Here is a 26,064-nt window from a genome sequence, read left to right as displayed (position 1 = left end):
CGTTAATCCACCGGGTCGCCACGTTCGGCATGCAAGGTACGGAATGCCCAAGCGCCTACGCCCAACGGAAACCAAAACGTAACCGCGCGATAAAGTAAAGTGATAACCACCGATTGACTCCAATTGACGTTGAGTGAGCTTAACGCAACCGGCATGAGTCCTTCCACAATGCCAATGCCGGATGGGGTGGGTGAAACAATTAGAAATAGATATGCCATGGAAAACCCGGCGATGATGGTGCCCGCTGAAAATGGAACTTCGAATGCCAGGAACGAACAGGTCAGTACCAGCATAAGCAAGCCTTTATCAAAAATACCCCATAGAACCGGGCGGAACAGGCTGGACGGTTTTTCGGTTAGACCTGAAAAACCATCTGCGATCTCACGCGCAAACTCGTGGGCACGTGCTTCGCTTAGATAATTTTCTTTTCGAAAACGCCGCACAACCCAGTTGATGCCACGCGCGAATTTCGCCAGCAAGTCACCTAATTTTTCAGCAGACCGATAGCCAACATATAAAACTGTGGCATAGGTGACGGCGATTGCCAGCAGAAAAAATGAGGCGGAAATTTCTCCGACGTTCAGGTCATTACGGCGGGTAAGGATGATTAGCCCTAAAGCAAGGATGACTAAAAAGGCAACCTGATCAAGCAAAAGAAACAACGCTGCCGCCACTGTGACCTTACCAGTAGGGTGCCCGCGTCGGTGGGCTTCGGATGCGAAGAGCGCGACTCCGCCCGCCCCGGCAGTGGGTGCGACGACATTGATGAAGTTCGCCGCAGTGGCAATGCGACTGAGTGTAAATACGTCTTCTTGAACACCCAGCAGGCGAAAGATCGATTGATACATGCGCCCGCTGGATATGAACCAGCCGATCTGAATTAGTAAAGCCAGCAGGAAAAATCCCAAGTGTGCGCTTTGCAGGGTGCGCAAAATCGTCTCCAGCTCGCCAAAGCTGAACATGACCACGACCACACCCAAAAACAAAGCCACGAAAACAAAGAGTTTGTTCATGCTGTCCTTTTTTACCTGGATCTGCTATCTAACAACGCCTGGTAGGCAGGGAAGGCTAATTATTTCATTAACATTGTAACAAAACATTGACAGCCCGCCTGTAATCCTCCTCCCAACCAAAGAAGGCGTAGGTAAAAAATCCGCCTGAGAAATCTCAGGCGGATTTTTACTGAATATCTGCAATGGTCGTTTTTTCAAGCTTATTCGAGACGTAATCTCGAATGTCTCTGAATACCCTGGTAAGTTTTTTCTCCTTTTCGATCGGCGTGGACTCGTAAAAATTCTCGCTGACCGATTCAGTAGGAGCCAGTGCGCCATCGAACAGACGAATGACTTCTGCCAACGAGATCTGGTTCGGACGCTTGGCAAGTTGATAGCCGCCTTTTTGTCCCTTGGCGCTGCGCAGGAAGTGAGCACGTTTGAGTGCCAACATCAATTGTTCCAAAAACTTTGGCGGGATACTTTGCGCTGTGGCAATGGTATCAATGGAAACATATCCCTCGGATTCATGACGAGCGAGGTAAACAAGGGCAAGAAGAGCATATTCGCTGCGGGTGGTTAGTTTCATGTCAGTTCATCTTCTTTCTTATTCAAAATCGACAAGTAGTATAGTGGAAATGGGAACACTGTCAAGCGGGTGCTCTTATCTGAAATTGAGGTTGCGAATCATCTTGACAAAATTCAGTGGCTGAATTATTATTTATATAAATAAATCCTATTGGATTACTAGGAATTCATAAATAAGTGAGTTTGTCTGAAACCTAGGTCAGAAACGAACTTTTTATTTACCTTGAAATCCTACTAAGCCAATAGGGTTTATGTATAAAATATCAGTAATCGGAGAAACAATATGCGAAAACAAACTTTAACATGGCTGTCGCTTTTTCTCGTAATGGCAGTCACCCTCTCGGCGTGTGGCACGGCTGGAAGCGTTGAACCCGCTCCGGCTGAGTCAGAAGCGGGCACTTCATCCGAATTGAGCGGAACCCTATCCATCTCTGGCGCTTTCGCGCTCTACCCCATGATGACCGTTTGGGCTGAAGAGTTCACCAAGATCCACCCGAATGTGCAGTTTGATGTGCAGGGCGGCGGCGCGGGCAAAGGCATGACCGATACCATCGCAGGTGCGGTAGACATCGGCATGATCTCGCGCAGCATCAAGGAAGAAGAAACCGCTCAAGGCATTTTCTGGGTATCGGTGACGAAGGATGCGGTCTTCCCAATCATCAATGCTGAGAATCCTGTAGCAGCGCAGATTCTTGAAAAGGGCATCTCACAAGAAGTCTTCAACAAAATTTACATCACCGGTGAGATCACCACTTGGGGTGAAGTGGTTGGCGACCCGTCCATCACGGACAAGATCAATGTCTTCACCCGTTCCGATGCATCTGGTGCGGCAGAACAATGGGCAAAGTATGCAGGCGGTGAAGCGCAAGAAGACCTGCTTGGCATCGGCGTGAACGGCGAACCCGCCATGCTCGACACCATTTTGAAAGACCCGCTCGGCATTGGCTTTGGCAACCTCAACAGCATCTTCGACCTGAGCGGCGGCGGACTCGTCCCTGGCATCGTCATCCCGCCAATCGACATCAATGAGAACGGTGCGGCAGACGCGGAAGAAATCTACACTGTGAAAGAAGATGCCTTCAGCGCAGTGGCGAACGGAACCTATCCTTCTCCTCCGTCTCGCTTCGAAAATCTCGCCACACTTGGCAAACCTGAAGGACTCGAACTTGAATTCATCAAGTGGATCCTGACGGATGGTCAACAATATCTTGAAGCGGCAGGCTTCGTTCCGCTCACTCCTGAGCAACAAGCCGAGTCTCTTGCAAAATTAGAACAATGAGTGAAGTTAATCTCAACAACACTTTGAAAACAGAAGGTCGGCTAAGCCGACCTTCTACGCCGTCTCGCGCCAGAACGAATCGAGCCGCACAACGCACATTTTTTATTATCACACTTGTGCCTGTAGTGCTCATCATCATTGTGGCAACGGCATTGGTCATGCGTTCCTACCCCATTCTCAATTCATACAGCCTCAGCGATCTATTGCTCGGCGAAACCTGGCGACCCAACAACGGCGAGTTCGGGTTTCGTCCGTTCATTCTGGGCACGTTGTGGGTCACAACGGTCGGCGTGTTACTTGCGGTTCCGCCTTGCTTACTGGTTTCGGTCTATCTCGCGGAATATGCTCACAACCGCACACGCACGTTCGCCAAACCTGTTTTGGATGTACTCGCCGCCATCCCACCTGTGGTTTATGGCGTCTGGGGATTGCTCGCCATCGTTCCATTTGTGGATGACGTGCTCGCGCCTCTCTCTGAACGTTGGCTGGGTGACTCCATCTCAATCTTTGCCGTCACCCAGCCAACAGGCTTCGGCATCCTCGCAGGCGGCATCGTCCTTGCGGTGATGATCTCTCCACTCATCATCTCGGTCATCTTTGAGGTGCTCTCCACCGTCCCCAACGACTTACGCCATGCATCTCTCGCCGTCGGCGCGACCCAATGGCAGACCATCCGCACGGTGGTTTTGCCGCAAGTGTTGCCCGGCATTGTCGCCGCCATCGTGCTGGGAGCCTCGCGTGCGCTTGGCGAGACCATTGCTGTGTTGATGGTCGTCGGCAATGTGCCGAACATTCCCACATCCGTTTTTGATACGGCATATCCACTGCCCGCACTCATTGCAAACAACTACGGCGAGATGATGTCCATTCCGCTGTACGACGCCGCCTTGCTCGGTGCAGCTCTTGTTTTATTGGTCGTCATTCTGATCTTCAATATTCTCTCCACGCTGGTTCTCCAGAGATTCTTGAGGCGCTCATGAAATTCCAAAAGAAACATTTCGAACGGCGGCACATCGTCGAACTAGTCATCAAGACCATTATGCGACTCGCTCTCTTTATCGTTGCAGGCGCGCTTGGTTTAATTTTATGGACGATCATTTCCCGAGGCTTACCTTCGCTGTCATGGGAAATGGTCTCGCAAATTCCCAAAGGCGGATATTACATGGGCAAGGACGGCGGCATTCTCAACGCCATCATCGGCTCGGCTTACCTTGCCACAGGCGGGACAATCCTTGCCATGTTGTTGAGCGTGCCCATTGCTCTTTATCTCAAAGCATATCTTGGTAAATCTCGTTGGGGCGACTACGTCCGCCTCTCGTTGGATGTGCTGTGGGGCATTCCTTCCATTGTGTATGGTGCCTTCGGTTTTGCATTGATGATCCTTTTGGGAATGCGTGCTTCGCTTCTCGCAGGCATCATCGTCCTCGCACTGGTTGAACTGCCCATCATGACCCGCGCCATGGACGAAGTCATCCGCCGCATGCCCGTGGATTTGGAACATGCCGCCCTCGCACTGGGCTCCACCAAGTTTGAAGTGGCAGTCAACGTCATCACCCGCCAAATGCTGCCCGGCATCATCACTGCCATCTTGCTGGCTTTTGGGCGCGGCATCGGTGACGCAGCCTCCGTGCTTTTCACCGCAGGCTACACCGACCGCATCCCAACCTCGTTGATGAATCCCACTGCGTCACTTCCGCTCGCCGTCTTCTTCCAACTCGGCTCACCCTACCCCGAAGTCCGCGAGCGTGGATATGCCGCCGCATTGATCCTGACCATCGCTGTGCTGTTGGTCAGTTTCGGGTCGCGTTGGCTGGCATCGCGGTTGAATCGATACACGATTAAGTAGGGGCGACTCGCGAGTCGCCCCTACGAAGGACATAAAATGAACAACACCCACATTCAAGTTAAAAATCTCAACGCCTATTACGGCAAGCAACATGCCTTGAAAGACATCAACATCGAAATTCCCAAGAACCAGATCACCGTCATCATGGGTCCCTCTGGCTGCGGTAAGACCACTTTATTGAAAACCTTCAACCGCTTCTTTGAACTGAACGAGAACGTCAACCTCACCGGCGAAGTGCTCGTGGACGGTGAAAATATCTACGACCCCAACGTGGACGTGACCGAAGTCCGCAAGGTGGTGGGCTTGCTGGCACAACGCCCCACGCCCTTGCCCATGTCCATTTACGATAATATCGCCTACGGTATGCGCATCCACCAGATGAAGAAAGACCGCGCCGAGTATAAAAAGTCTGTGCGGCATTATTTGGAGATCGCCGGTCTGTGGGAAGAAGTCCAAAAGCGCATGCACGACCCCGCAACTTCTCTTTCCATCGGACAACAACAACGCCTCTGCCTCGCCCGCGGCTTGGCAGTCGAACCAGAGATCATCCTCGGCGACGAACCCACCTCCGCGCTCGACCCGATCTCGTCGCAGAACATCGAGAGCCGTTTGCTCGAACTAAAGAAAGACTACACTATCGTCATTGTGACACATACCTTGCGTCAGGCAAAGCGCCTCGCTGACCATGTTATTTATATGTATCTTGGTGAAGTGGCAGAAGCCGGTCCGGCACACGACGTGTTCACCAACCCCAAACACGAACGCACCAAGCAATATCTCGAAGGCTTGTTCTAAAGCTTAAAATCCCGAAGAGTTTATCTTCGGGATTTTAATTTTTGTTCAATGTAAATGTTCGCTTAGCGTCGATCAGGATATCTTCCATAAACAGTATAATAATTTAAGGATTTGGAGATATTCATGAAAATCAGACGCATCCTGCTTTTACTATTTATTGCTTTCACAACCTTCCAACCTGTCTTTGCACAGACGCGTGCCCCCATTGCCGTTGTCCTTACCGCAGATGGTCCCATCATGCCGCCGATGCTCGAATACATTCGGCGCGGCATAGAAATAGCTGAACAGCGCAATGCGGAAGTAGTTGTTATTCAACTCAATACGCCGGGCGGCAGTGTAGAAACCATGCTGGAGATCATAAAGGAAATCCGTGCCAGCAATGTGCCCGTGGTGGTATACGTAGCGCCGAGAAACGCCTTTGCCGCGAGCGCCGGAGCAATGATCACCATCTCAGGTCACGCTGCTGCCATGGCACCGGAAACCTCCATTGGCGCAGCCAGCCCCATCAGCAGTTCAGGCGAGAATCTCAATAGTACAGCAGCTACAAAAGCCAAAGAGATCATCAAAGCATTCATTCGTCCGTTCGTCACACCGCGCGGCGAAAAAGCAGTGGAACTCGCCGAAGCCATGATCGATGATGCCGTAGCCGTCACTGCTGAAGAAGCTCTGGAAACCGGTTTGATCGATTTCGTATCAGACGACCTCGAAGACCTGCTTCAATCGTTGAACGGCTTTACCGTTCAAATGGAAGATGGTGCATACAAACTCAATACAGAGAACATTGATGTCCAGCCGCTTGAGATCAGTTTTATCGAACAATTACTGCTGACCCTCACTGACCCGAACATTTCGTTTCTTCTGCTTGCCATTGGGGTGCAGGCGGTCTTGATCGAACTCTCCAGCCCTGGCGGTTGGGTGGCGGGCTTCCTCGGCGCGGTCTGCCTCACCCTAGCCACCTATGGGTTGGGCGTGCTGACGGTCAACTGGTTCGGCATCATCTTTCTTATCATCGCCTTTGTGTTATTCGTGCTCGATATCAAAGCACCAACTCATGGCGCATTAACGACCGCTGGTGTTGCGTCATTCATCGTGGGTGCGCTGGTACTTTTCAACTCGCCGGGCACGCCTCAATTCCAACGCGTTTCAGTTCCGCTGGTGATCGGCACAGGGGTCTTCATCGGTTTGATCTTCTTCGTCATCATGATGATCGCCCTGCGCGCGCAGCGCCGCCCGGTTCAAACCGGCGAAGAATCCCTCGTCGGGAAAACAGGAACAGCTAAAACGTTCGAAGCGGAAGCGGGGCAGGTCCAGGTGGAGTCTGAGCTGTGGAGCGCAGAAAAAGCGGCAGGGTCGGATGAGATTCGTAAGGGTGATAAAATCGAAGTCGTCGAAGTTCGTGGATTAAGATTGATCGTAAAGAAAAAGTAACTTTTATCCGTCATTGCGAGGAGCGTGTTCTTCGCGACAAAGCAATCTCATGGCTAAGCTGGAGATTGCTTCGGGCACCGCCCTCGCGATGACGTAATCGCTTCAAAAAGGACCTTATGCCTGCTTCACCCACCCGAGACCGAGTCTCCCCGCAAACAGATGCACGCCCGCTGCGCCGCCCCGAATGGATCAAAGTACGTGCGCCTTCCGGCGAAAGTTATGAGCGTGTGCATACGCTGATGCGCTCGAAAGAATTACATACCGTTTGTGAAGAAGCCATGTGCCCCAACCTCGGCGAATGCTGGGGCAGCGGCACAGCGACTTTCTTAATGTTGGGTGACGTTTGTACACGCACCTGCGCCTTCTGCGATATCAAACACGGCAAGCCCGCCTTATTGGACTGGGGCGAAGCCGAACGTGTGGCGCAAGCCGTCAAGTCGATGGACTTGAAACATGCGGTCATCACTTCGGTCAATCGTGATGAACGCCGTGACGGTGGCGCGCCGATCTTCGCGATGGTCATCCGCCGCATCCGCGAAGTATTGCCGGGTTGTTCCATCGAAGTGCTCATCCCCGATTTCAAGGGCAGCATTGAAGCCCTGAAGATCGTGATGGATGCCCGCCCCGAGATCTTAAATCACAACGTGGAGACGGTGCCGCGTTTGTTCAAAACCGTTCAGCCGCAGGATAATTACGAGTGGGCGGCGGCGACCCTCTCCAACGCCAAAAAGCTCGACCCCGAAGTGCTCACCAAATCGGGGATCATGCTCGGCTTGGGTGAAACCATGGACGAGGTCAAACAGGTAATGCGCGACCAACGCAGTTGGGGTGTGGATATCCTCACCATTGGTCAGTATCTACAGCCCAGCAAGAAACACCTGGCAATGGAACGCTATTACACGATGGAAGAGTTCGCCGAACTGCGCGAGTTTGGCAAAGAGATCGGCTTCAAGTGGGTGGAGTCGAATCCGCTGGTGCGGTCTTCGTATCATGCGGCAGAACAAGTCCGCGCTTTGAGTGTGGTGCATCGCAAGTTGTATGGGGATGGCATGATGAGCGAGAACAGGCTGCGTAATTAACGGAAAGTAGTAGATAAATAGTGAAACTCCTGCTGAAAGAACCGGCAGGAGTTTTTTATTAGACCACGTGAATAAATATTGAGCATGAACACTATATTCCCCCATACCGATTTTTATGAATCCCTGTATAATATCGAAGACACTCTAAATATGTCTATACAGGTCGCAATTTCCCAAAAGGGGAATTGCATCCTCTCTTTTTAAGAGAAGAGTACTTGTTAACAATGTTAACAAGAGGTATTATAAATTTGTTGGGGATACCTGTGCCTCAACATTCATATTCAGAAAGACATAAGAAAGAAGGAGAAAAATGAATAAACGCAATTTGTTCGTCCTGTTGTCGCTCATCGTGACCATTTCGATGATGCTCAGCGCCTGTGGAGCGCCTGCTACAGAAGCGCCTGCAACCGAGGTTCCCACCGAGGCTGCAACCGAAGCTCCCACCGCCGAACCCACTGAAGAAATGCCCGCCATCGGTTCACCCGAACACCCCATCAAGGTTTTGTTCGTCCCCTCGGTGGATGCGAACATCATCACCACCGGTGGTGAAGTCATGGCTGCCGCTTTGAACGAAGCCACTGGTCTCACCTTCGAAGTGGTCGTCCCGACCTCTTACGCTGCGACCGTTGAAGAAATGTGCGCCTCCCCCGCCGACACCATGGCGTTCATTCCGGGTCTTGGGTACGCCATTGCCAGCCAGTTGTGTGGCGTGGATGTTTCCTTCAAAGCCATCCGCTTTGGATACCCTGTCTATTGGGCTGAATATATCGTCGCCCGCGACAGCGAGATCCAAACCCTCGCCGACCTCGAAGGCAAGAAATGGGGTTACGGTGACCAGGGTTCCACCTCCGGGTATATGGTTCCCGCTGTTGAATTTGCCGCGGCTGGCATCACCCCCGGTGAGCAGATCCAGACCGGTGGTCACAACCAGACCGTCACCGCTGTGTACAACGGCGAAGTGGATTTCGGAACCGTGTTCTATAGCGTACCTTTGAGCCCAGAAGGCGCCCCGATCTTCAGCTATGACGACTATCTCGCCGGAACGATCACCGAGCTGGCTCAGTATGAGATCCCTGAAGAATCGGTTGCCAACTGCGCACCCGATACCGAAGGCAAGAAATTGCTTTGCGACGGGTACCGCATTCTCGATGCCCGTGCCAACATCCGCACCGAAGCACCGGATGTGATCCAGAAGGTCCGCATCCTCGCCGTCTCCCAGGCGATCCCAAACGACACCCTGTCCTTCGGTCCTGAATTCCCTGCTGATGTCCGCACCCAGATCGAAGAAGCGCTTGTCGCCTTCTCGCAGACCGAAGCATGGGGAACCTCCATCGGTTCTTCCGACTTCTACGGCTGGTCTGGCATTGCCCCCGCCGAAGATGCCGAATATGACTTCGTCCGCGCGATGGTTGAAGCCACCGGCTACAAACTTCCCGAATAAGCAATACCTGCAATTTAATTTTGGGCAGGGAGGAAAACATCTCCCTGCCCAAAATTTTATCCATTCAGTTAATTAGGAAATATAAGGGCGGGGGTAAAATTGCTTGTATTTCATCAGGTATGAATGCAAGCCCATTTCATCTTTCAGGAAGTCTCAGATGCTTCAAATCAAAAACCTGACCAAAATCTACGACGGCGGCGTCAAAGCACTCGACAACGTCAGCTTTGATGTACCCGATGGGCAATTCCTTGCCGTGATCGGTTTAAGCGGATCGGGAAAATCCACCCTGCTGCGTTGTATCAACCGCCTCATTGAACCGACCGACGGGCAGATCCTCTGGAACGGAGAGGACATCACCAAAGCCTCACCGGAAGAAATGCGGCGCATCCGACGCAAGATCGGCATGGTCTTTCAACACTTCAACCTGGTGCATCGCTCGAAGGTGATCACCAACGTGTTGGCAGGTCGGCTGGGGTATATCAACCCGGCATGGAGCCTCCTGAACCGCTTCCCCAAAGATGATATTCAAAAAGCCATCAAGCAACTCGAACGTGTGGGCATTGCAGATAAAGCCGATCACCGCGCCGATGAACTGAGCGGCGGGCAGCAGCAACGCGTGGGCATTGCACGCGCGCTCATGCAGGACCCGGAAATGATCCTCGCCGATGAGCCGGTTGCCAGCTTAGACCCCGTCCTTGCTCACAGCATCATGAAGCATTTGGAAGATATCAACGATAAAGATGGTGTGACAGTACTATGCAGTTTGCACTTCCTTGACCTTGTACATCGCTATGCAGATCGAGTCGTGGCACTTAATCAAGGCCAGCTCGTCTTTGAAGGACTTCCCAGCGAGATCGATGACAGGAAATTCAAAGACATTTACGGACGCGATGCAGAAAGGGTTGGATGACCGCCATGGCAGAAAATAACAAAGATAAAAAAGCATCGCCCTGGAGATCTCTCCAACTCGGGCTGACGGTCATCTTCGGTATCGTTGTGTATGCCTATGGTTTCCAGATCACCAAGGTGGACCTGGAAGACCTGCGCAGCGAACGCCGGCAGGAAAGCCTCACGCGCGTGATGCGCGCCCTCGCCAAGCCTGAGATCTTCGCCTACGATCAGCAGGAAGAGATCGTTAACTCGCCGGTGTATGTCACCTGCCCCGCAAGCGGCGCACCAACCCTGCCTGAACCAGACAAGAACGGACCCTACCTGGTCATCTCGCCTTCCTGCGCAGAGCCGGGAGAAACCGTGCAAGTGGAAGGCTTTAATTTCGCGCCGAATGTTTCCGGTCCGCTTCGCTTTGTACCTGGCAGCGACCCCGCCAATGTCGTAACCCTCGGACGGGATAATGTTGAAACCGATGCCGCTGGTCATTTTATCTTTGAGCTGACCCTGCCCAAACGCCCCAGTGCAGATATTCAATACATTCGCGCCACACTAAAACAAAATGTGGGTGCCCCGCATTTAACGCAAACCGCCAAAGATACCTGGGAAAAGATCGTTGAGACGGTCTTCCTTGCCCTGCTTGCAACCACATTCGGAACTTTCCTTGCCATTCCGCTAAGTTTCATTGCCGCCCGAAACTTGATGAAACCAGTACGAAGCCCGCTTGCAAGCATTGCCTTCTCGCTTTTGGGCTGGCCATTGGGAATGGGCATTGGCTATCTTATTGTCCGCTGGGTGGAAAGGTTGGGTGATCCTTTTACAGGAAACATTTTCATTAATCTTGTTTCTGTCATCATTGCGCCTATCATCCTTATCTACGGCTTGCGCTGGGCATTGCCACAGGAAGAAACATCCAAACCTTCGGTTTCTTTACAGATCGGGCGGTGGGCTGTTATCTTCGTTGTCACTCTGGTCGGCTTTTATGGGCTTTTCCAACTTGCCGCTCTTGCTAAAAACCTTGGGCAGGGGATCATGGCATCCAAGGGCTGGTTCGCCTTCCTCGGCAACTTTCTCTTCCAAAGCGGAGATATCGTCGGTATCATCACCCCCGCTCTCGGCGGATTAGCTGCAGGCGGAACCTTGAGCAGTTTCATGGGCAAAGTTGGTCAACGCGCCACGGAAAAACTTTCCCCAACCAATGTCAAACTGTTCAACATTGTCTTCGCCACTCTTGCCGGTATGACGGTCTTTGGTTTGCTCGGTCAATTGGTGGAGTGGTTGTACCAGGTTGGCAATCCGCTTTACACCCTCTGGGGTCCGGCAACGGCAGGCGGAATCCTTGGGCTTACCCTGGCACTTCTCACCAAGCCCAAAGCGACCCTGCCGACCGGGTTGGTCATTTACTACATTACACGTACCTTCCTGAATGGATTACGCTCCATTGAAGCCTTGGTCATGGCTATCGTGTTCGTGATCGCCGTGGGGATCGGTCCATTCGCCGGTATGATGGCGCTTGGTCTGCATACCATTGTGAGCCTTGCCAAACTTTATTCAGAACAGGTTGAGAGCATTATGGCGGGTCCGTTGGAAGCCATTCAAGCCACGGGGGCGAACCGTTTGCAGACCATCGTATATGCGGTCATCCCCCAGATCATTCCGCCGTATATTTCCTACACCATGTACCGCTGGGATATCAATGTGCGTATGTCCACCATCATCGGTTTTGTGGGCGGCGGCGGCATCGGCTTCCTGCTGCAACAGAACATTAACCTGCTCAACTACCGCGCCGCATCTGCACAGATGTTTGCCATTGCGATTGTCGTTGCAAGCATGGATTACATTTCTTCGGTGTTGAGGGAAAAATACGTGTAAGGTTGTAGTGAGTGGAAAGTAAAAGAGCAAACTCCCGTTGACTTTTATCAACGGGAGTTTTTATTGTTTGTCTGCCTGTTTTCGAACTTATTTCTCCATCCCCTGATATTCCAGATACATCGTCAACCCATCAACCCAGTGCTGTATGCCATCCACGCGAATGGAGGGGTCTTCACAAGTATTGAAAAGTCCGCCGCTGTAACGTTCCAGCATGTCTTTCGTGAGATCAAAGTTGCAGTCATTGGCAGGGAACTGGCGCGCCTGCACGAAGGTAATGAAAGTCTTGATCTCTCGGTCGAGCCATTCATGGTCTGAATCAGCGAAAGCGAAAGCCTGCGCCGCTGCCGACAAGGCTTCGATCTTGGTTGTGGTTGCTATGCTGGAGTTTGCAGGGTTCAGCGAACGGATCTGCCCGGCAATGATCAAGTCGGCAGTGCTTTTGGCGTAGTCCAAGTCCTCTTTACCGATCGTATCTGTGCGGGCAAACAATGCAAACGCATAGGCATGCCCGGAATCTTCAGTGACGGGCAGGGTTACCATGAAGGCATTCACCTCATGAGCCTGTTCGAGCCAGAAATCATTACCGGTCATTTCGTAAAGTTGCAGCAATGCGGCCACACCCTCGCCATTAAACGTTGGGTCGAAATAATTCGGGTCTACGGTTCCAGCAAAATGCGGGTCGAAGGAATGATAGAAACCGCCTTCGGGTCGGCGCATGGATACGATGAAGTAGCCTGAGTTGACAGCATCCGCTAACAGATCATGCCTATTTAGCAAAACGGTCCCGGTTGCCTGCCAGCGTTTATATATGGCATCAATGGTCACCGTCGCCCCGCCGAGCGGACAAGCTCCGTTGGTATAAAGGCACGTCCCTTTAAAGTGTTCCGGGTCCGTTAATAGGTTGGGGAGATACTGTTCAAGTGCGCGATCGGCAGCATCACAATAGATCATGTCGCCTGCCACACGGCACACGGTGTACAGTGCGCTTGTCCCACCCATCAGACGGATATAGGAAGGGACGGATGAACGGTCATTGGTCTGCAAGTTAACTTGATATGCCAACTCGCCATTCGCCAATTGCTGGCGGACGAGGTAATCTCCTGCGGCAGTGATGGAGGCTTTTAACGGGCTGTTCGCAAGCGGAAGGACTTCGGGTGCATGAGAGGAAATAGCTGTTGGCGTAGACGCTATACTCTCAAATGAGGAAGACTGCGTTTGAGGTGCAGCCGACTTGAGCCAAAAATAAGCAATACCCGCCAAAGCAAAGATGCCAATAAGGATGGGGATGATTCGTTTCCGCATGAATTACCTTTACCAGAGATAAACAAAGCTGGTTTCTTTACAGGCTAGTTGATCTTTTCTGCCAGGTCTTGCAGGGTCAATTCAGCCAGTGATGGCACGGTCAGGTCACCTTGCACGTTCATCTTTGCCGTCAGCGGGTTGGGAACCGCCACCACGAAGACCCCGGCTCGTTTGGATGCCAGCACTCCATTGGGAGAGTCTTCAAAGACAACTGCTTCGTGCTTTTCCACTTGCAGGGTTTCCAATGCCTTGAGATAAATATCGGGGTGGGGTTTTGTCCTGCCTGGGGCAACATCATCCTGGCAGATAATATGGTTGAAGAGATGATAGATGTCAAGACGCTGGGTGTGTGCATCCACCCAGGAGTGTGGAGAGCTGGAGCCAATGGCGACCTTCAATCCATTTTTTTGGGCTTCAGTGATCAACTCGATAATGCCAGGCATGATGGGATTGGCATGGATGATCGCATCCGCTTCCAGCCGGTAGCGGGCTTTGAGGGATGCAGGCTCCAGCCGTTCCTGAGAAAGAAGCGCAAGGTTCTGTGCGGGGTCAAAGTTCGAGATGCCGTATCCGCCCACGGTCTTTTCCCATTCCTCCACGGGCAGTTCAAATCCGTACTCTTTATAAATGGATTGCCAAACCAAAACTTCGGGTGTCTCGGTATCGAGGATCAACCCGTCAAAATCGAATATTAGGGCTTTTATCGCTTTTTTCATAGTCACATCTTTATGAGATTTTCAGAAAAGAAGGTCAATTTTCATTTGCAACAGGTCATGGAAACCGTCTGACAAAATCTGAAATCGCTTCCCAAACTTTTATTTCACTGACCCCTTCGGTATTGATAATGGATAATACAGATGAAACTGCCGAACGCATGGCGCGGTATTCGCGCTGGGCATCGGCATCGGTGGAGAAGAAACGTGTGTGATCCATCCAACCTTTGATGTGCAGCGAAACTGAAATGTAACTGTTGCCGCGTTTTAGTGTGATGCGCGCACCGGCATCATTAACCTCATCAGAAAGCACCAGCCCGCCTTCTGCACTGGTTGTGCCAATGGTTTTTCCTTTGTTATAGATCGACCAGCTACTCATCCGAATCCATTCTACTCATTTGTGTGGGTTGAACCCGTACACTGGAGGGTACCACACGCGCGGGTTTTGCGTCTTTGACGAAACGCGCCAGGTGCTTCACCATTACCGCCTGTCGGGGCAGGGCTTTGGCGCCAAGGTCTTCCAACACCGGCTCAAGCCAGGCTTGATAAGAACGGACTGTAAGGTATACAGGACGTCGTCGGCGATCGGGTAAACTTTCGATGAGCGAGACGATCTTTCCGCTTACATCGCTTTCATCTGGCAGGATCAATGGGGTCAACATCACACCGTACACACCATAGTTCACATTTGCAAAACTGCGCCCATCCGAATGGATAAATCCATTTGGTCGTTTCGGTGCCGGGTCTACGGGCTGAAGGAGCTGCGGCACGATCTGATAATGCAGACTCTGCACAGCAGGCAGGTTCAGCGACTGAACACGCATCCACTCTTTGTTCGAGCCTGATTCGGTTTTCTCGATCGCACTCGCATCCCAGACTCTCTGCCATGCATAGACGGCGAAGCCTGATCTGCGCAGCGCCATAAAAACATCGCTGGTCTCGTCCACTTCGGCAATCACATGGAATGCCTGCCATTCGCCTGCCTGCGCCGAGAGATGTTCGATCAATGCGGGCAGGTTGGGATCATTGAGGTTGAAGGATGGGGCAAGGTATAAAAGCTTTGCGAAGGTATCGCCGCGGGTGTGAATGATGCCGCCCAACAGCGTGACCTCGTCATTATTTTTTACCGCTGCGTATAAATGCCGCGCCGGGTTGACGTACGCCAACAGGCCCATCGCCCCGAGGGGATGTCCGCGTGTGAGCGCCCGTGTGCTATCGAGAGTTAAGACGTCGTTGCGATAACGTGCGATGGTGGGAAGATCAAGAAGGTCAAGGGGACGAATGGTCATTTTGTAAAAAAACCCTAAAGGTCTCTACGGTTATCTAATATCATAACCGAAGAAGAAACCTTTAGGGTCTCATTTTTATTAACTTGCCAACGAAATGAAATACTCGTGGAAGCGCGTATCGTCTGTGAGTTCCGGGTGAAAAGAGGTTGCCAGCAAACGTCCCTGCTGTGCGGCAACGATGCGTCCATCTTCCAGGGCGCATAACACCTTCGCTTCACCGCTGACAGACTCGATGATCGGTCCGCGAATAAAGACCGCATGATAAGGATGTTCCGTCCCTGTGGCTTTGAACAGTTCATCGATCTCAAGGTCGGTCTCGAAAGAATCGACCTGACGTCCAAACGCATTGCGCTTGACCTTGATACTCATCAAACCCAGAAGGGGCTGGTCGCGTCCAATATCGTTCGAAAGAAAGATCGCGCCTGCGCATGTTCCCCAAATGGCATGCGACCTTCCAAACTCGCGCAGAGGCTCGATCAAACCATACGCCACCGCCAGTTTGCCAATGGTTGTCGACTCACCGCCAGGGATGATGAGCCCATCCAAACCTTCCAAATGTTTGGGCAGGCGCACTTCAGCCGTTTCTGCGCCGATCCGTTTCAACATGGTGATGTGTTCGGCAAAGTCACCTTGTAAAGCTAAGACACCGATTTTCATTTTTTAGACCATTGACGATAGATCATGGACGATGGAAAAGACCAGTTCAATAGCCTATTGTCCATCGTCCGTCGTCTAATTTACCAGCCGCGCACGGCGAGCTTCTCGCCTTCGGGCATTTGGGAGGCGTTGCGTCCGACCATTGCTTCGCCAAGGTTCTTGCTCACTTCCGCAAGGATGGAGGCATCTTGATAATGCGTTACAGATTTGACGATCGCCGCGGCACGTTTGGCAGGGTCACCCGATTTGAAGATGCCAGAACCAACGAAGACGCCGTCCACGCCGAGCTGCATCATCAACGCCGCATCGGCGGGAGTGGCTACGCCGCCCGCAGCAAAGTTCACCACCGGCAAACGTCCAAGTTCCTTTACTTCTTTCACCAACTCATACGGTGCGCCGTTGTTCTTGGCAAACGCCATCAATTCTTCATCGCCCATCACGGTCAATTGTTTGATCGTGCCGATCACAGTGCGGGCGTGACGCACGGCTTCAACCACATCCCCGGTGCCAGCCTCACCCTTGGTGCGGATCATCGCCGCGCCTTCACCAATACGGCGCAGGGCTTCACCAATGTTGCGGCAGCCACAAACGAACGGAACTTTGAAGTTATGCTTCAAAATGTGATGTTCTTCATCTGCCGGGGTCAACACTTCAGATTCGTCGATGTAGTCGATGCCGATCGATTCGAGGATCTGCGCCTCGACAAAATGACCGATACGGCACTTCGCCATCACCGGGATGGAAACCGCATCCATGATCTTGAGGATCATGTCGGGGTCGCTCATGCGCGCAACGCCGCCATCCGCGCGGATATCGGCAGGCACGCGTTCCAACGCCATCACGGCGCACGCGCCCGCTTCTTCTGCGATCTTGGCTTGCTCGGCGTTCACTACATCCATAATGACGCCGCCTTTAAGCATCTGCGCCAATCCTTTTTTCTCAGTCCAGGTTCCAGTTTTTGCTTGCATGTTTTTTCTCCTACATACTATATGGTTTGATTTGATTCTAGGTCAAAATTGGCGTACGTTAAGAGCCAATAAACGCCAATTATCAGCCAGCCACTTTAATGGCAAAGGGTGAATTGCAAGCCAATTGTCTCCATCGCATGGTGAGAAAATGATATATTCATCGTACCAATGTAAGGTAGAGAGATAAAATGCGCATCCCATTGGATCACCAAAGCAATATTCCCCTATATCAACAGATCGAAGACCATCTTCGAAAAAGTATTTTGGCGGGCACACTACCAGCCGATACACGCCTGCCCGCCAGCCGTCAGCTTGCGCGCGATCTCGGTGTCAACCGCACCACGGTCGAAAACGCATACGCAGCCCTCGAAGCTGGTGGTCTGGTTTTCTCAAGAATGGGCAGCGGCACCTATGTCTTGCCGGTCTATTCACTTCCTTCCATTCCAAAAAACAATGCCGATACCCCCTGGCCACTCTGGCAAACAAGTTTACAGAAAAACACGTTTGCGAATGCAGACATTGCAGAAGACATGCTGCAGGCAAGCGGACATCCACATCCGATCAGTTTCGCCAGCGGCATTAGTGACGCACGACAATTCCCCGTGGAGGAGTTTCGCAAAGTGATCCAATCCGTTATGCGGCGTGACCAGATCGATGCGCTGGAATATGGGGAACGCCGAGGCTACGCTCCGCTGCGCGAGGGGATTGCCCGCATCTTAGCCAGCCAGGGCTTGCAGACACACCCGGAGAATATCCTCATCACAGCCGGGTCGCAGCAAGCCATCTTTCTTGCGGCACAGGTTTTGTTGAAGCCAAATGATATTGTTCTGGTGGAAGATCCAACCTACTCTGCAGCGCTCGATTTGTTCCGCACACTTGGGTTTCAGATCGTGGGGATTCCAGTGGACGGGCAGGGAATGCAAGTGGACAAACTGGAGAAGCTCCTACAGCTTCACCATCCCAAGTTGATCTACACCATCCCTAATTTTCATAACCCGACCGGGACGTGCCTCAATAGCGCCCGGCGCCGCGAGTTGATCATGCTCGCTGGCAAATACAATATTCCCATTTTGGAAGATGACTTCGTAGGCGATTTGCGCTATGAAGGCCATACCCAACCGTCGCTCAAATCATTGGACCCTGGCGGGCAGGTCATTTACGTCAGTACTTTTTCAAAGATGCTGATGCCCGGTCTGCGGGTTGGGTTCATTGTGGCAGATGGTCCGGTGTTCGAAAGCCTGCTTAATTTCAAACGTCTCAGTGATCTGGCAACATCCACATTGATCCAACGCTCGTTGGATGCATATATGACCGTCGGGCGGTACCAAACATATCTGCACCGTTCCAGCCAGATCTTCCGTGCCCGGCGTGATGCCATGGTAACTGCCATTGGGCGTTATTTGCCGTCCAGTGTTTCATTTGAAACACCCAAGGGCGGGTTATTTATCTGGCTGCAATTACCAAAGTCTCTTTCTGCAAATGACCTTCTGCCGATCGCCTGCAAAGAAGGGGTATCGTTTGCACCGGGGAATTCTTTTTTCATCGACGGAGTCAGCGGAAGAGATTGGATCCGTCTCAACTTTGCCTCACAGCCTGTAGAAGATATCGAAGAGGGGATCAAGAGGTTAGGCATTGTGTTCAAACGCATAAAAACAAAAGCAAAATAACTACACTACACATCACTGATAAAAATGGTATTGGGCAAAAGCTCAATACCATTTTTTAATGGCTTGACTTAAAGCCTTTAAGTGCTACAATTCACACAATGATACAATTAGTACAATATAAGGAAACCCATGCCTGAAAAGAAACTCACTCTACAGCTCGACTTTCATTCTGGATTGCCGATCTACACCCAGATCGTTAATCAAGTCCAAAGCCAATTGGCAAACGGGATATTGAAACCTGGCGATCAATTGCCAACTGTTCGTTCTCTGGCATCGGAACTGCGCGTCAACTTCAATACGGTAGCACGTGCTTATCGTATCCTTGATGAAGCCCGCATCATATCCACGCAGCAAGGACGCGGCACATACATCACCGAGATCCCGCCGCCAGAAGTGACAGAGAAGTTAAGACGAGAAGCTCTTTCCGAACTCACACAGCGTTTTATCAGCGAAGCTTTTCGATTGGGTTTTTCTGAGCGTGAGGTCAGCCAGATGGTGAGAGACAGTTTGAAGTCATGGAAAGAAGCGAAGCAAGTCAAAGAGGAAGATTAGGTTTATCAAGAAGGAGAATGTCAATGAACACAAAATTTCTAAAGTCAATAGCTCAAACCAAGAAAGATGAACAGCACATCCCGCCGATCGCTGGATTCATTTTCACCATCCTTTTGATCGGCACGATCAAAATAGCATTGCTATTGGATGTAACGAACGCATCGGATCTTTTCATTGGCGCTGTTGTCCTTGCAATGACCGGGGTTGCCACATATTTTTTGTTCGCCATCAAGGTTGCATCTCAATGGGAAAAAGTGGTTGTGCTGCGCTTTGGGAAATTCAACGGGCTAAAAGGTCCTGGAATTTTTTGGCTGATTCCCATTGTAGATACGGCTGTAATGTGGATCGACCACCGCGTTACAGTAACCTCATTCTCTGCTGAGAAAACATTGACCAAAGATACCGTACCTGTAGATGTGGACGCCGTACTCTTTTGGGTTGTATGGGATGCCGAGAAAGCCGCGCTCGAAGTGACGGATTACCAAAGCGCCATTTCATGGGCGGCACAGACTGCATTGCGCGAGATCATTGGTCAGATGACACTGGCAGATATTTTGGTCGGACGTGCCAAGATGGACGAAGAACTTCAGAAGATCATTGATGAACGCACTATACCTTGGGGCGTGACCGTGCAATCTGTTGAGATCCGCGACGTGGTCATTCCTCAGGTATTGGAAGATGCCATGTCTCGTCAGGCACAGGCAGAACGCGAGCGCCAGGCACGTGTGATCCTCGGCGAGTCTGAAAAGCAAATTGCCGCTTCGTTCTCTGAGGCTTCGCAGGCATATATCAACAATCCAACCGCATTGCACCTGCGCGCCATGAATATGTTGTTCGAAGGTTTGAAGGAAAAAGGCGCCTTGGTGATCGTACCATCCTCCGCAGTAGACACAATGAATCTCGGCGGCTTGAGCGGCATGGTTTCATTGGCACAAAATAATCTACCCAAAAATGACAAGTAGCATCGGCATCGCTTCAGGCGATTACCAGCAACAATACTAGAAAACGTTTCACGTGAAACGAAAAGGAAATCAAAATGACAACAAAAACAACATCCATCCTCGTACTGCTCATGATTGCTGTTGCAGTGATTGCAGGCGCGCTGTTATGGAATCAACTCCCCGAACAAATGGCTTCCCACTGGAACATCAATGATGAAGTCGACGGGTATATCTCAAAGTTCTGGGGCGTGTTCCTAATGCCGCTTGTCGTGCTGGGTATGTTCGGTCTGTTCATTGCTCTGCCCAACATGGATCCGCTCAAAGCAAACATCGAAAGTTTCCGCAGCGCATTCAACCTGTTCATCCTGCTCATTACGGTTTTCATGCTCTATATCCACGGGCTGACGCTCGCATGGAGCCTCGGGAATCAAAGCTTTAAGATGAGCACAATGATGCTGCCGTTCATGGGTATCTTATTCATCTTCATTGGTTACCTGCTGCGACAAGCCAAACGAAACTTCTTCATCGGGATCCGCACCCCGTGGACTCTCTCAAGTGATTCGGTTTGGGACAAGACGCATCAACTTGGCTCGGTCCTGTTTATGGTTTCAGGAGCCTTGGCATTCGTCGGAAGTTTCTTCGGCGGAATGGCGGCCTTCTGGTTGCTCTTCGTTCCGCTGATGGGTTCCACACTGGCACTCGTCATTTACTCGTACATCCTATATCGCAGCGAGACAAAGGCATAGCTTCAACGTGCGTGTCTTTACGGCACGCACGTTTTGTTTCACGTGAAACGAAAGGATTTCGAAATGAATAACGAACTACCAAAATGGGAATATCGCGTCCAAACTGTTGGCGGATTTTGGACGGGAGTAAAAGCTGAGGAGTTGGAACAACTGCTGAATGACTGGGGTGTCGAAGGTTGGGAAGTCGTTTCAACGCATATCCTGAAAAACCAGAACAAGATCAATGTCATTGCCAAACGCCCGTTGACTCGTGAAACCATCCGTCAGCGTTCGATGCCGCAATACAACAAATTATAGTGAGGCAAAAAATGATCGAAAGAAAATATATCTATTGGTTCTTGGGCATTACGGTTTTATTCTCGTGGCCCTTATTCCTTGCGCCGCTTGCATTAAGTGACCAGGATGCGTCCACCAAACAATTGGCAACGCAAGGATTATGGGCGATCGCCATGTGGGCTCCCGGCATCGCCGCCATGATTGTGACCTTGTTCATCGCCAAGAAACCATTCAACAGTTTACGATTGAATACCTTGGGACCTAAACGCTTTTATCTTTGGGCGTGGTTATTGCCAGCCGCATTGACTATCCTTGGTGGCTTGTTTACGTTGATGTTTGGGTTGGCAGAGCTTGATCTGAACTTTACGATGATCCGTGATGCATTGAAGTCTGCACCGGGCGGTGAAGATATTTCACCGATGGTGATCGTGTTATCGCAAACATTGCTTGCATTGACGCTGGGTCCCTTCATCAATATTCTATTTACAATGGGAGAAGAATTAGGCTGGCGCGGATTTTTACTTCCACACTTGCTGCCACTTGGACAATGGAAAGCCGTTCTGTTGAGCGGACTCATTTGGGGTGTATGGCATGCACCTGTTATTGTTCAAGGACATAACTATCCGGGCTATCCGATCCTTGGGATATTCATGATGATCATCTTCTGTGTTTTGTTGGGTACGATCATCTCGTGGTTGTATCTCAATACAAAGAGTCCCTGGGTGGCTGCGCTTGCACATGGAGCGGTCAATGCGATAGCAGGATTACCGGTGTTATTCCTTGTGCCTGGTTTCAATGTGGCATTGGGTGGAACCCTCGCCGCGCCAACAGCATGGATCGGTATGGCATTGTTCATTGCATGGCTTGTTTGGACGAAACGATTCCCAGTGCAAGAACAAGCTGGGATGTAACATCAGTTCAAAGTCAGATAGAGGCGAAGAATTAAAACAGAACAAATGTTCTATTTTAAAGAGATAAAAATGGGCGACGATGAGTCGCCCATTTTTTTATTCCATACTGATCGGAGCGGAACCAGTGACCACTTCATCATCTTTTTCAGGTGGTGCTTCCCCGATCAAAAACGCAGCAGCTCGGCTCTTGCCCGCATCCATAATCAAGTCCATATGAGCATTGGGTCGATAGTCCGTGATCGCAATTAATTTCAAGGCTGCCATAACACGCGGATTTTCGATGGAGATGAATTCAGAGAGACGATTTGGGGTATTGTAGAAAAAGTCGCGTTTGAAGATGGTGCCATCTTCATCAAGGAACACGCCAAGTGGATAGATATTGGCTTCCATCAGATCCTGAAAGAAGTGTGTACCAAAGGACGGTTCTGGAGATGCGCCAACTTCCTCGCCCGCAAGCTCAACGAGGGCGCGTGAGTTGTAGATATCACCGTACGAAACATGCACGCCAAGATCTGGAGTGGACGTCCCCCAGCGGCCGGGTCCAACCGCGATGAATGTATGGTCTTTGAGTGCAGAGTTTAGCTGCCCAATGGCACGCTCAAGTTGGATGCGTTCGGCTTGGGATTGAAGGCTGAAATATCCCTCAGAAGGCACGAATAAAATGTAACGGATATTTTGCACCGCACCTTGTGGAACCATGGTTTGTGAAGAGAAGATAATATCTTCCGTTTCAAGGTCATTAGGGATCTGCACATCACTGGTCTCATGCATGTGGCTTTGCGGACGACATTGCAGCAATGTGATCTGCACATCGGGTTGTTCATCTGGATGCAAGATCTCAACCGTAAATTCTGTATCAACCGGTGAACCGTAATGGGTTTCAAGCAGAGTCAACGCTGCACGCATGGACTTGGAGAAAGGCGTCCGCGAGAGCAAGCCGTCGAAGGTGAGAACCAGTTTATCGGTAGAGTCGAGGCGGGAACGGATCGGGGCGAGGTAGCCATCCTGTTCGACCTGGGCAATATAGCGGAGCGGGTCATAATCCACATGGAGCGCTTCACGCACAGGGATGGTAACGAATGAATTTGATTCAAGATCAATGGCATCGATGTTTTGTTGCGAGTATCGTTTGATGGTGCGGACATCCGATGAAGAATGCAGGCGCGGATGGCTAAGCGCCACAAGGCGGGGATAATCGTCTGCGAGCATATCCACGGCACGAGTACCCAAACCAAAGACGAGGCGCAGAAAACCTTCATCCTGTTTAATTTGCGGCGACCAGCGAAATAGATTGCGGCTGAAAGCCACGCCCGCAGCCTGCGGGAAGTAGTATCGCCCAACACGTTCGCCTTCCACGATCTGGATCAAGATGCCAATACGTTCATCGTAGTCGGCGAGGTCTTTGGTATGGCGGTAGATCAGCGCATCAGGATTCATAACGCTGGTATAGATCCGGGCAATGGCATTGGTCAATGCAGTGAGGCGCTCTTCATGCGAGCCTTGGTTCGGCAAAAAAATGCTTTCATATTTTCCGGCAAAAGATGTGCCAAAGTTATCTTCAAGCAAGCTGGAGGAACGGACGATCAACGGGCGGGTATCGGCTTCGAGCAGGACTCGGTCCAAACTCTCTCGGACTTCAGGAGGGAACTGTCCCTTGCAAAACTCTTCGAACAGCAAAGGATAATCTTCTCGCATTTGTTCTTCGGTCTTGTATTTTTGACCGTTCCAGCCGCCAAGGTCATTAAGCGACATAAAGTTGTAATACACATCGGAGCCGAGATAATAGGAGACGGGCAAACGGAAACGGTCACGAATGGATGGCGGAGCCGTCTCTTTGAGGATGCGCATGGCAAGCAGCATACCTGCCGCTTTACCGCCGATCTTTCCGCCGCCGATCTTACGGCGACTGATCTCGCGCAGGTCTTCCACAGTGAACCACTGACGCGCGATCTTGATATATTTCAGCTGGTCGCTGATCATGGTACGGATCAAGACCGCAATAATGGCTTGCAGCCGCGCTTCGTATTTTTCCTTGTCGGCATCGGGCATATTCTCGATCATCTCAGCCTGTTCGAAGAGCAGGTCCTGCGGGGCAAGCTCCGGGTTGACCCAAACAAAGTCAGAATCTATATTGCCGCGTTCTGCCAGCACCTTGCGAACCAGGTCTTCAAATTCGGAATACGGCAGGTTGTAGGCAAAATAAAAATCGGTCAACGAATCTTTAACACGCGTAACACGCATTAACCAGACCTCGTTCGACTCTTCGGTCAACGGGTCGGTAATGCCTTCGATCGTCTGCGATTCGACCGCCTTACGCTTCACTTCCTCTTCAAAAACTTCCTTACGGACGATGCCGCGTGAGTAGAGAGTCTTGCGCATCTGGTGCCGGATACGACTGCTGAGGATGGGGTACTGACTCAATGAAAGAAGAATGCGGAGTACGTTATCAATGGAAACTTTTGGGAGGGTCATGGATTCACCTGTGGTGGACAATTGACGATAGACCATGGATGATGGATCATAAGCGATGGTCTATCGCCCGTCGTCCATGGTCAGTCAGTCTGATTTTATAACAAAAAATCCGCCAGATATCACTCTGACGGATTCATATCTTCTTGCAAGCTTATCCCAAATGCATCGGCATGATGACATGCAGGAAGTTGTCATCACCAACCGGGCGGACGACCCCCGGCGCGTTCTGGGCAGTTGTTTCCAGCGCCACGTTTGGGGTCTTGATGACTTCCAACGCCTCACGCAGGAATTTGACGTTGAAGGCGATCAGCACACCACTGCCATCCACTGTGGCTTCGACGATGGTCTCGTTCTTGCCGGTCTCTTCGGAAGTCGCAGAAATTTCCACTTCGCTGGGCTGCATTTCGCCGTTGGATTGTTTGATGTCGAGCCGCGCCACGTTCGAACCTTCACGGGCAAAGATCTCAGCTTGCTTGCAAGCCTTGAGCAATGCCGCCGTCGAAACCAGCGTACGTGATTTGTAATTGCGCGGAATGATCTGGTGGTAATCAGGGAACGTCCCATCGATCAACTGCGAGACCACTTCCACATCTTTCACGCGGAAGATGACCTGTCCACGCTGTTTAGGGACTGCCATATAAATGGGTTCTTCGGGGTCATGCGCCACACGCGCCAATTCGTTCAATGCCCTCGAGGGGATGATGATATTGAAAGAGTCCTTCACCGCATGGGCGAGTTGACCTTTGCGGACCGAAAGGCGGAAACCATCTGCCGCAGCCATCGTGACTTTATCTTTTTCTACTTGCATCAACACGCCCATCAACACGGGGCGGGCTTCATCGGTCGAAGCGGCAAAAACCACCTGCTGGATCATTTCTTTGAAATCAGCCACATTCAATTGCACGGCATCTTTCATTTCTGGCGTAGGCATGGGCGGAAATTCCTGCGCATCAATGCCCTTGATATCGTTGTTCGAGGAGCCGCCCTTCACATGCAAAGTCTGAGACTTCACATCGAGGTTTAACTGCACCTGATCGCCCGGCAAGGTATTGACCAGATCATTGAACGTACGAGAAGGAACGGTCGTCGAACCGTTCTCGTCGATGCGAGCGGGAATCCAACAGGTAATGCCCAATTCCAAATTGGTGGCAGAGAGACGCAAACGACCTTCATCGGTTGCGATCAAAATGTTCGATAAAACCGGCAATGTACTGCGCGACGAAACCGCGCGCGAAACAGTGCTCAAACCACGGGCAAGATTCTCTTGAAGGACAGTCACTTTCATGGTGCGCCTCGCTTAATGAATAGTCAGAATTTTCAAAAGTATATCATCCAATCCCGAAGGGATGGAAGGATTATAGA

General features: G+C 51.2%; 25 protein-coding genes. 15 read left to right on the top strand and 10 right to left on the bottom strand.

Going from position 1 to position 26,064, the window contains the following annotated elements; all coding sequences use genetic code 11:
• Positions 1–2 precede the first annotated feature (2 nt).
• A complete protein-coding gene (locus tag IPG80_RS07470) occupies positions 3–1,013 on the bottom strand; it encodes a lysylphosphatidylglycerol synthase transmembrane domain-containing protein (protein WP_345104626.1) in 1,011 nt (336 codons plus the stop codon).
• A 166-nt stretch (positions 1,014–1,179) separates the two neighbouring features.
• Positions 1,180–1,581: an Rrf2 family transcriptional regulator gene (locus tag IPG80_RS07465; RefSeq protein WP_345104624.1), complete on the bottom strand. Its 402-nt coding sequence runs from the start codon at positions 1,579–1,581 to the stop codon at positions 1,180–1,182.
• Positions 1,582–1,863: 282 nt separating this feature from the next.
• Here IPG80_RS07465 and IPG80_RS07460 point away from each other — a divergent pair, with 282 nt between their 5' ends.
• The 9 genes from IPG80_RS07460 (at position 1,864) to IPG80_RS07420 (ending at position 12,208) form a co-directional block, all read left to right on the top strand.
• On the top strand, positions 1,864–2,859 hold the full coding sequence (locus IPG80_RS07460; RefSeq protein ID WP_345104622.1) for a substrate-binding domain-containing protein: 996 nt from the start codon (positions 1,864–1,866) through the stop codon (positions 2,857–2,859).
• Entirely contained in the window at positions 2,856–3,839 is a 984-nt protein-coding gene (gene pstC / locus IPG80_RS07455) for a phosphate ABC transporter permease subunit PstC (RefSeq protein ID WP_345104619.1), read from the top strand. Before IPG80_RS07460 ends, pstC begins: the two co-directional genes overlap by 4 nt.
• Positions 3,836–4,705, top strand: coding sequence for a phosphate ABC transporter permease PstA (gene pstA / locus IPG80_RS07450; RefSeq protein WP_345104616.1), 870 nt, complete (start codon positions 3,836–3,838; stop codon positions 4,703–4,705). The genes pstC and pstA overlap by 4 nt, the downstream gene beginning before the upstream one ends.
• A gap of 36 nt (positions 4,706–4,741) precedes the next feature.
• Positions 4,742–5,500, top strand: a complete 759-nt coding sequence (locus IPG80_RS07445; RefSeq protein ID WP_345104613.1) for a phosphate ABC transporter ATP-binding protein — start codon at positions 4,742–4,744, stop codon at positions 5,498–5,500.
• Between the two features lie 123 nt (positions 5,501–5,623).
• Positions 5,624–6,928 (top strand): nodulation protein NfeD, encoded by a 1,305-nt coding sequence (locus tag IPG80_RS07440; RefSeq protein ID WP_345104610.1) that lies wholly within the window; start codon positions 5,624–5,626, stop codon positions 6,926–6,928.
• A 116-nt stretch (positions 6,929–7,044) separates the two neighbouring features.
• The gene (lipA, locus tag IPG80_RS07435; RefSeq protein ID WP_345104608.1) at positions 7,045–8,007 is read left to right on the top strand and encodes a lipoyl synthase; all 963 of its coding nucleotides are present in this window, start codon (positions 7,045–7,047) and stop codon (positions 8,005–8,007) included.
• A 310-nt stretch (positions 8,008–8,317) separates the two neighbouring features.
• A complete protein-coding gene (phnD, locus tag IPG80_RS07430) occupies positions 8,318–9,448 on the top strand; it encodes a phosphate/phosphite/phosphonate ABC transporter substrate-binding protein (RefSeq protein ID WP_345104605.1) in 1,131 nt (376 codons plus the stop codon).
• Between the two features lie 157 nt (positions 9,449–9,605).
• On the top strand, positions 9,606–10,358 hold the full coding sequence (gene phnC / locus IPG80_RS07425) for a phosphonate ABC transporter ATP-binding protein (protein WP_345104603.1): 753 nt from the start codon (positions 9,606–9,608) through the stop codon (positions 10,356–10,358).
• A 5-nt stretch (positions 10,359–10,363) separates the two neighbouring features.
• Positions 10,364–12,208 (top strand): ABC transporter permease subunit, encoded by a 1,845-nt coding sequence (locus IPG80_RS07420; protein ID WP_345104600.1) that lies wholly within the window; start codon positions 10,364–10,366, stop codon positions 12,206–12,208.
• 87 nt (positions 12,209–12,295) lie between these two features.
• Here IPG80_RS07420 and IPG80_RS07415 read toward each other — a convergent pair whose 3' ends face one another.
• The 6 genes from IPG80_RS07415 to pdxS form a co-directional block, all read right to left on the bottom strand.
• Positions 12,296–13,510, bottom strand: a complete 1,215-nt coding sequence (locus IPG80_RS07415) for a hypothetical protein (RefSeq protein WP_345104598.1) — start codon at positions 13,508–13,510, stop codon at positions 12,296–12,298.
• A 44-nt stretch (positions 13,511–13,554) separates the two neighbouring features.
• Complete coding sequence (locus tag IPG80_RS07410) at positions 13,555–14,226, bottom strand: HAD family phosphatase (RefSeq protein ID WP_345104593.1); 672 nt, start codon at positions 14,224–14,226, stop codon at positions 13,555–13,557.
• Positions 14,227–14,281: 55 nt separating this feature from the next.
• Positions 14,282–14,602, bottom strand: a complete 321-nt coding sequence (locus tag IPG80_RS07405) for a hypothetical protein (protein WP_345104590.1) — start codon at positions 14,600–14,602, stop codon at positions 14,282–14,284.
• The gene (locus IPG80_RS07400) at positions 14,595–15,512 is read right to left on the bottom strand and encodes a hypothetical protein (protein ID WP_345104588.1); all 918 of its coding nucleotides are present in this window, start codon (positions 15,510–15,512) and stop codon (positions 14,595–14,597) included. The genes IPG80_RS07405 and IPG80_RS07400 overlap by 8 nt, the downstream gene beginning before the upstream one ends.
• Before the next feature lie 78 nt (positions 15,513–15,590).
• Complete coding sequence (pdxT, locus tag IPG80_RS07395; RefSeq protein WP_345104584.1) at positions 15,591–16,169, bottom strand: pyridoxal 5'-phosphate synthase glutaminase subunit PdxT; 579 nt, start codon at positions 16,167–16,169, stop codon at positions 15,591–15,593.
• Positions 16,170–16,249: 80 nt separating this feature from the next.
• The gene (gene pdxS / locus IPG80_RS07390; protein ID WP_345104581.1) at positions 16,250–17,137 is read right to left on the bottom strand and encodes a pyridoxal 5'-phosphate synthase lyase subunit PdxS; all 888 of its coding nucleotides are present in this window, start codon (positions 17,135–17,137) and stop codon (positions 16,250–16,252) included.
• A gap of 188 nt (positions 17,138–17,325) precedes the next feature.
• Between pdxS and IPG80_RS07385 the strand changes: the two genes are divergently transcribed.
• The 6 genes from IPG80_RS07385 to IPG80_RS07360 all read left to right on the top strand — a co-directional run bounded on the left by IPG80_RS07385 (position 17,326) and on the right by IPG80_RS07360 (position 22,230).
• The gene (locus IPG80_RS07385) at positions 17,326–18,804 is read left to right on the top strand and encodes a PLP-dependent aminotransferase family protein (RefSeq protein WP_345104578.1); all 1,479 of its coding nucleotides are present in this window, start codon (positions 17,326–17,328) and stop codon (positions 18,802–18,804) included.
• Positions 18,805–18,933: 129 nt separating this feature from the next.
• On the top strand, positions 18,934–19,356 hold the full coding sequence (locus IPG80_RS07380) for a GntR family transcriptional regulator (protein ID WP_345104576.1): 423 nt from the start codon (positions 18,934–18,936) through the stop codon (positions 19,354–19,356).
• A 23-nt stretch (positions 19,357–19,379) separates the two neighbouring features.
• Complete coding sequence (locus IPG80_RS07375) at positions 19,380–20,318, top strand: slipin family protein (protein WP_345104573.1); 939 nt, start codon at positions 19,380–19,382, stop codon at positions 20,316–20,318.
• Positions 20,319–20,392: 74 nt separating this feature from the next.
• Positions 20,393–21,043, top strand: a complete 651-nt coding sequence (locus IPG80_RS07370; RefSeq protein WP_345104570.1) for an SdpI family protein — start codon at positions 20,393–20,395, stop codon at positions 21,041–21,043.
• 63 nt (positions 21,044–21,106) lie between these two features.
• Positions 21,107–21,340, top strand: a complete 234-nt coding sequence (locus IPG80_RS07365; protein ID WP_345104568.1) for a DUF4177 domain-containing protein — start codon at positions 21,107–21,109, stop codon at positions 21,338–21,340.
• 11 nt (positions 21,341–21,351) lie between these two features.
• Complete coding sequence (locus IPG80_RS07360) at positions 21,352–22,230, top strand: CPBP family intramembrane glutamic endopeptidase (protein ID WP_345104566.1); 879 nt, start codon at positions 21,352–21,354, stop codon at positions 22,228–22,230.
• Between the two features lie 96 nt (positions 22,231–22,326).
• Here IPG80_RS07360 and IPG80_RS07355 read toward each other — a convergent pair whose 3' ends face one another.
• Both IPG80_RS07355 and dnaN read right to left on the bottom strand, forming a co-directional pair.
• Positions 22,327–24,702 carry a PEP/pyruvate-binding domain-containing protein gene (locus tag IPG80_RS07355; protein WP_345104565.1) on the bottom strand — a complete coding sequence of 792 codons (2,376 nt, stop codon included), beginning with the start codon at positions 24,700–24,702 and terminating at the stop codon, positions 22,327–22,329.
• Between the two features lie 151 nt (positions 24,703–24,853).
• The gene (dnaN, locus tag IPG80_RS07350; RefSeq protein ID WP_345104563.1) at positions 24,854–25,987 is read right to left on the bottom strand and encodes a DNA polymerase III subunit beta; all 1,134 of its coding nucleotides are present in this window, start codon (positions 25,985–25,987) and stop codon (positions 24,854–24,856) included.
• Positions 25,988–26,064: the final 77 nt, after the last annotated feature.

The sequence above is a fragment of the Candidatus Villigracilis vicinus genome, assembly GCF_016702885.1.
Taxonomy (GTDB): Bacteria; Chloroflexota; Anaerolineae; order Anaerolineales; family Villigracilaceae; genus Villigracilis; species Villigracilis vicinus.
Note: the sequence above shows the minus strand (reverse complement) of the source record. Positions and strands in the feature narration are given on the sequence as shown.

What these genes read in the sequence shown, in the direction of transcription:
- IPG80_RS07405 (WP_345104590.1), bottom strand. Translation starts at nt 14,602, where the DNA reads ATGAGTAGCTGGTCGATCTATAACAAAGGAAAAACCATTGGCACAACC.
- IPG80_RS07410 (WP_345104593.1), bottom strand. Translation starts at nt 14,226, where the DNA reads ATGAAAAAAGCGATAAAAGCCCTAATATTCGATTTTGACGGGTTGATC.
- IPG80_RS07355 (WP_345104565.1), bottom strand. Translation starts at nt 24,702, where the DNA reads ATGACCCTCCCAAAAGTTTCCATTGATAACGTACTCCGCATTCTTCTT.
- IPG80_RS07385 (WP_345104578.1), top strand. Translation starts at nt 17,326, where the DNA reads ATGCGCATCCCATTGGATCACCAAAGCAATATTCCCCTATATCAACAG.
- pdxS (WP_345104581.1), bottom strand. Translation starts at nt 17,137, where the DNA reads ATGCAAGCAAAAACTGGAACCTGGACTGAGAAAAAAGGATTGGCGCAG.
- IPG80_RS07365 (WP_345104568.1), top strand. Translation starts at nt 21,107, where the DNA reads ATGAATAACGAACTACCAAAATGGGAATATCGCGTCCAAACTGTTGGC.
- IPG80_RS07420 (WP_345104600.1), top strand. Translation starts at nt 10,364, where the DNA reads ATGGCAGAAAATAACAAAGATAAAAAAGCATCGCCCTGGAGATCTCTC.
- pdxT (WP_345104584.1), bottom strand. Translation starts at nt 16,169, where the DNA reads ATGAAAATCGGTGTCTTAGCTTTACAAGGTGACTTTGCCGAACACATC.
- IPG80_RS07360 (WP_345104566.1), top strand. Translation starts at nt 21,352, where the DNA reads ATGATCGAAAGAAAATATATCTATTGGTTCTTGGGCATTACGGTTTTA.
- pstA (WP_345104616.1), top strand. Translation starts at nt 3,836, where the DNA reads ATGAAATTCCAAAAGAAACATTTCGAACGGCGGCACATCGTCGAACTA.
- IPG80_RS07375 (WP_345104573.1), top strand. Translation starts at nt 19,380, where the DNA reads ATGAACACAAAATTTCTAAAGTCAATAGCTCAAACCAAGAAAGATGAA.
- phnD (WP_345104605.1), top strand. Translation starts at nt 8,318, where the DNA reads ATGAATAAACGCAATTTGTTCGTCCTGTTGTCGCTCATCGTGACCATT.
- IPG80_RS07445 (WP_345104613.1), top strand. Translation starts at nt 4,742, where the DNA reads ATGAACAACACCCACATTCAAGTTAAAAATCTCAACGCCTATTACGGC.
- IPG80_RS07460 (WP_345104622.1), top strand. Translation starts at nt 1,864, where the DNA reads ATGCGAAAACAAACTTTAACATGGCTGTCGCTTTTTCTCGTAATGGCA.
- IPG80_RS07440 (WP_345104610.1), top strand. Translation starts at nt 5,624, where the DNA reads ATGAAAATCAGACGCATCCTGCTTTTACTATTTATTGCTTTCACAACC.
- IPG80_RS07400 (WP_345104588.1), bottom strand. Translation starts at nt 15,512, where the DNA reads ATGACCATTCGTCCCCTTGACCTTCTTGATCTTCCCACCATCGCACGT.
- IPG80_RS07415 (WP_345104598.1), bottom strand. Translation starts at nt 13,510, where the DNA reads ATGCGGAAACGAATCATCCCCATCCTTATTGGCATCTTTGCTTTGGCG.
- phnC (WP_345104603.1), top strand. Translation starts at nt 9,606, where the DNA reads ATGCTTCAAATCAAAAACCTGACCAAAATCTACGACGGCGGCGTCAAA.
- lipA (WP_345104608.1), top strand. Translation starts at nt 7,045, where the DNA reads ATGCCTGCTTCACCCACCCGAGACCGAGTCTCCCCGCAAACAGATGCA.
- IPG80_RS07465 (WP_345104624.1), bottom strand. Translation starts at nt 1,581, where the DNA reads ATGAAACTAACCACCCGCAGCGAATATGCTCTTCTTGCCCTTGTTTAC.
- IPG80_RS07370 (WP_345104570.1), top strand. Translation starts at nt 20,393, where the DNA reads ATGACAACAAAAACAACATCCATCCTCGTACTGCTCATGATTGCTGTT.
- IPG80_RS07380 (WP_345104576.1), top strand. Translation starts at nt 18,934, where the DNA reads ATGCCTGAAAAGAAACTCACTCTACAGCTCGACTTTCATTCTGGATTG.
- dnaN (WP_345104563.1), bottom strand. Translation starts at nt 25,987, where the DNA reads ATGAAAGTGACTGTCCTTCAAGAGAATCTTGCCCGTGGTTTGAGCACT.
- IPG80_RS07470 (WP_345104626.1), bottom strand. Translation starts at nt 1,013, where the DNA reads ATGAACAAACTCTTTGTTTTCGTGGCTTTGTTTTTGGGTGTGGTCGTG.
- pstC (WP_345104619.1), top strand. Translation starts at nt 2,856, where the DNA reads ATGAGTGAAGTTAATCTCAACAACACTTTGAAAACAGAAGGTCGGCTA.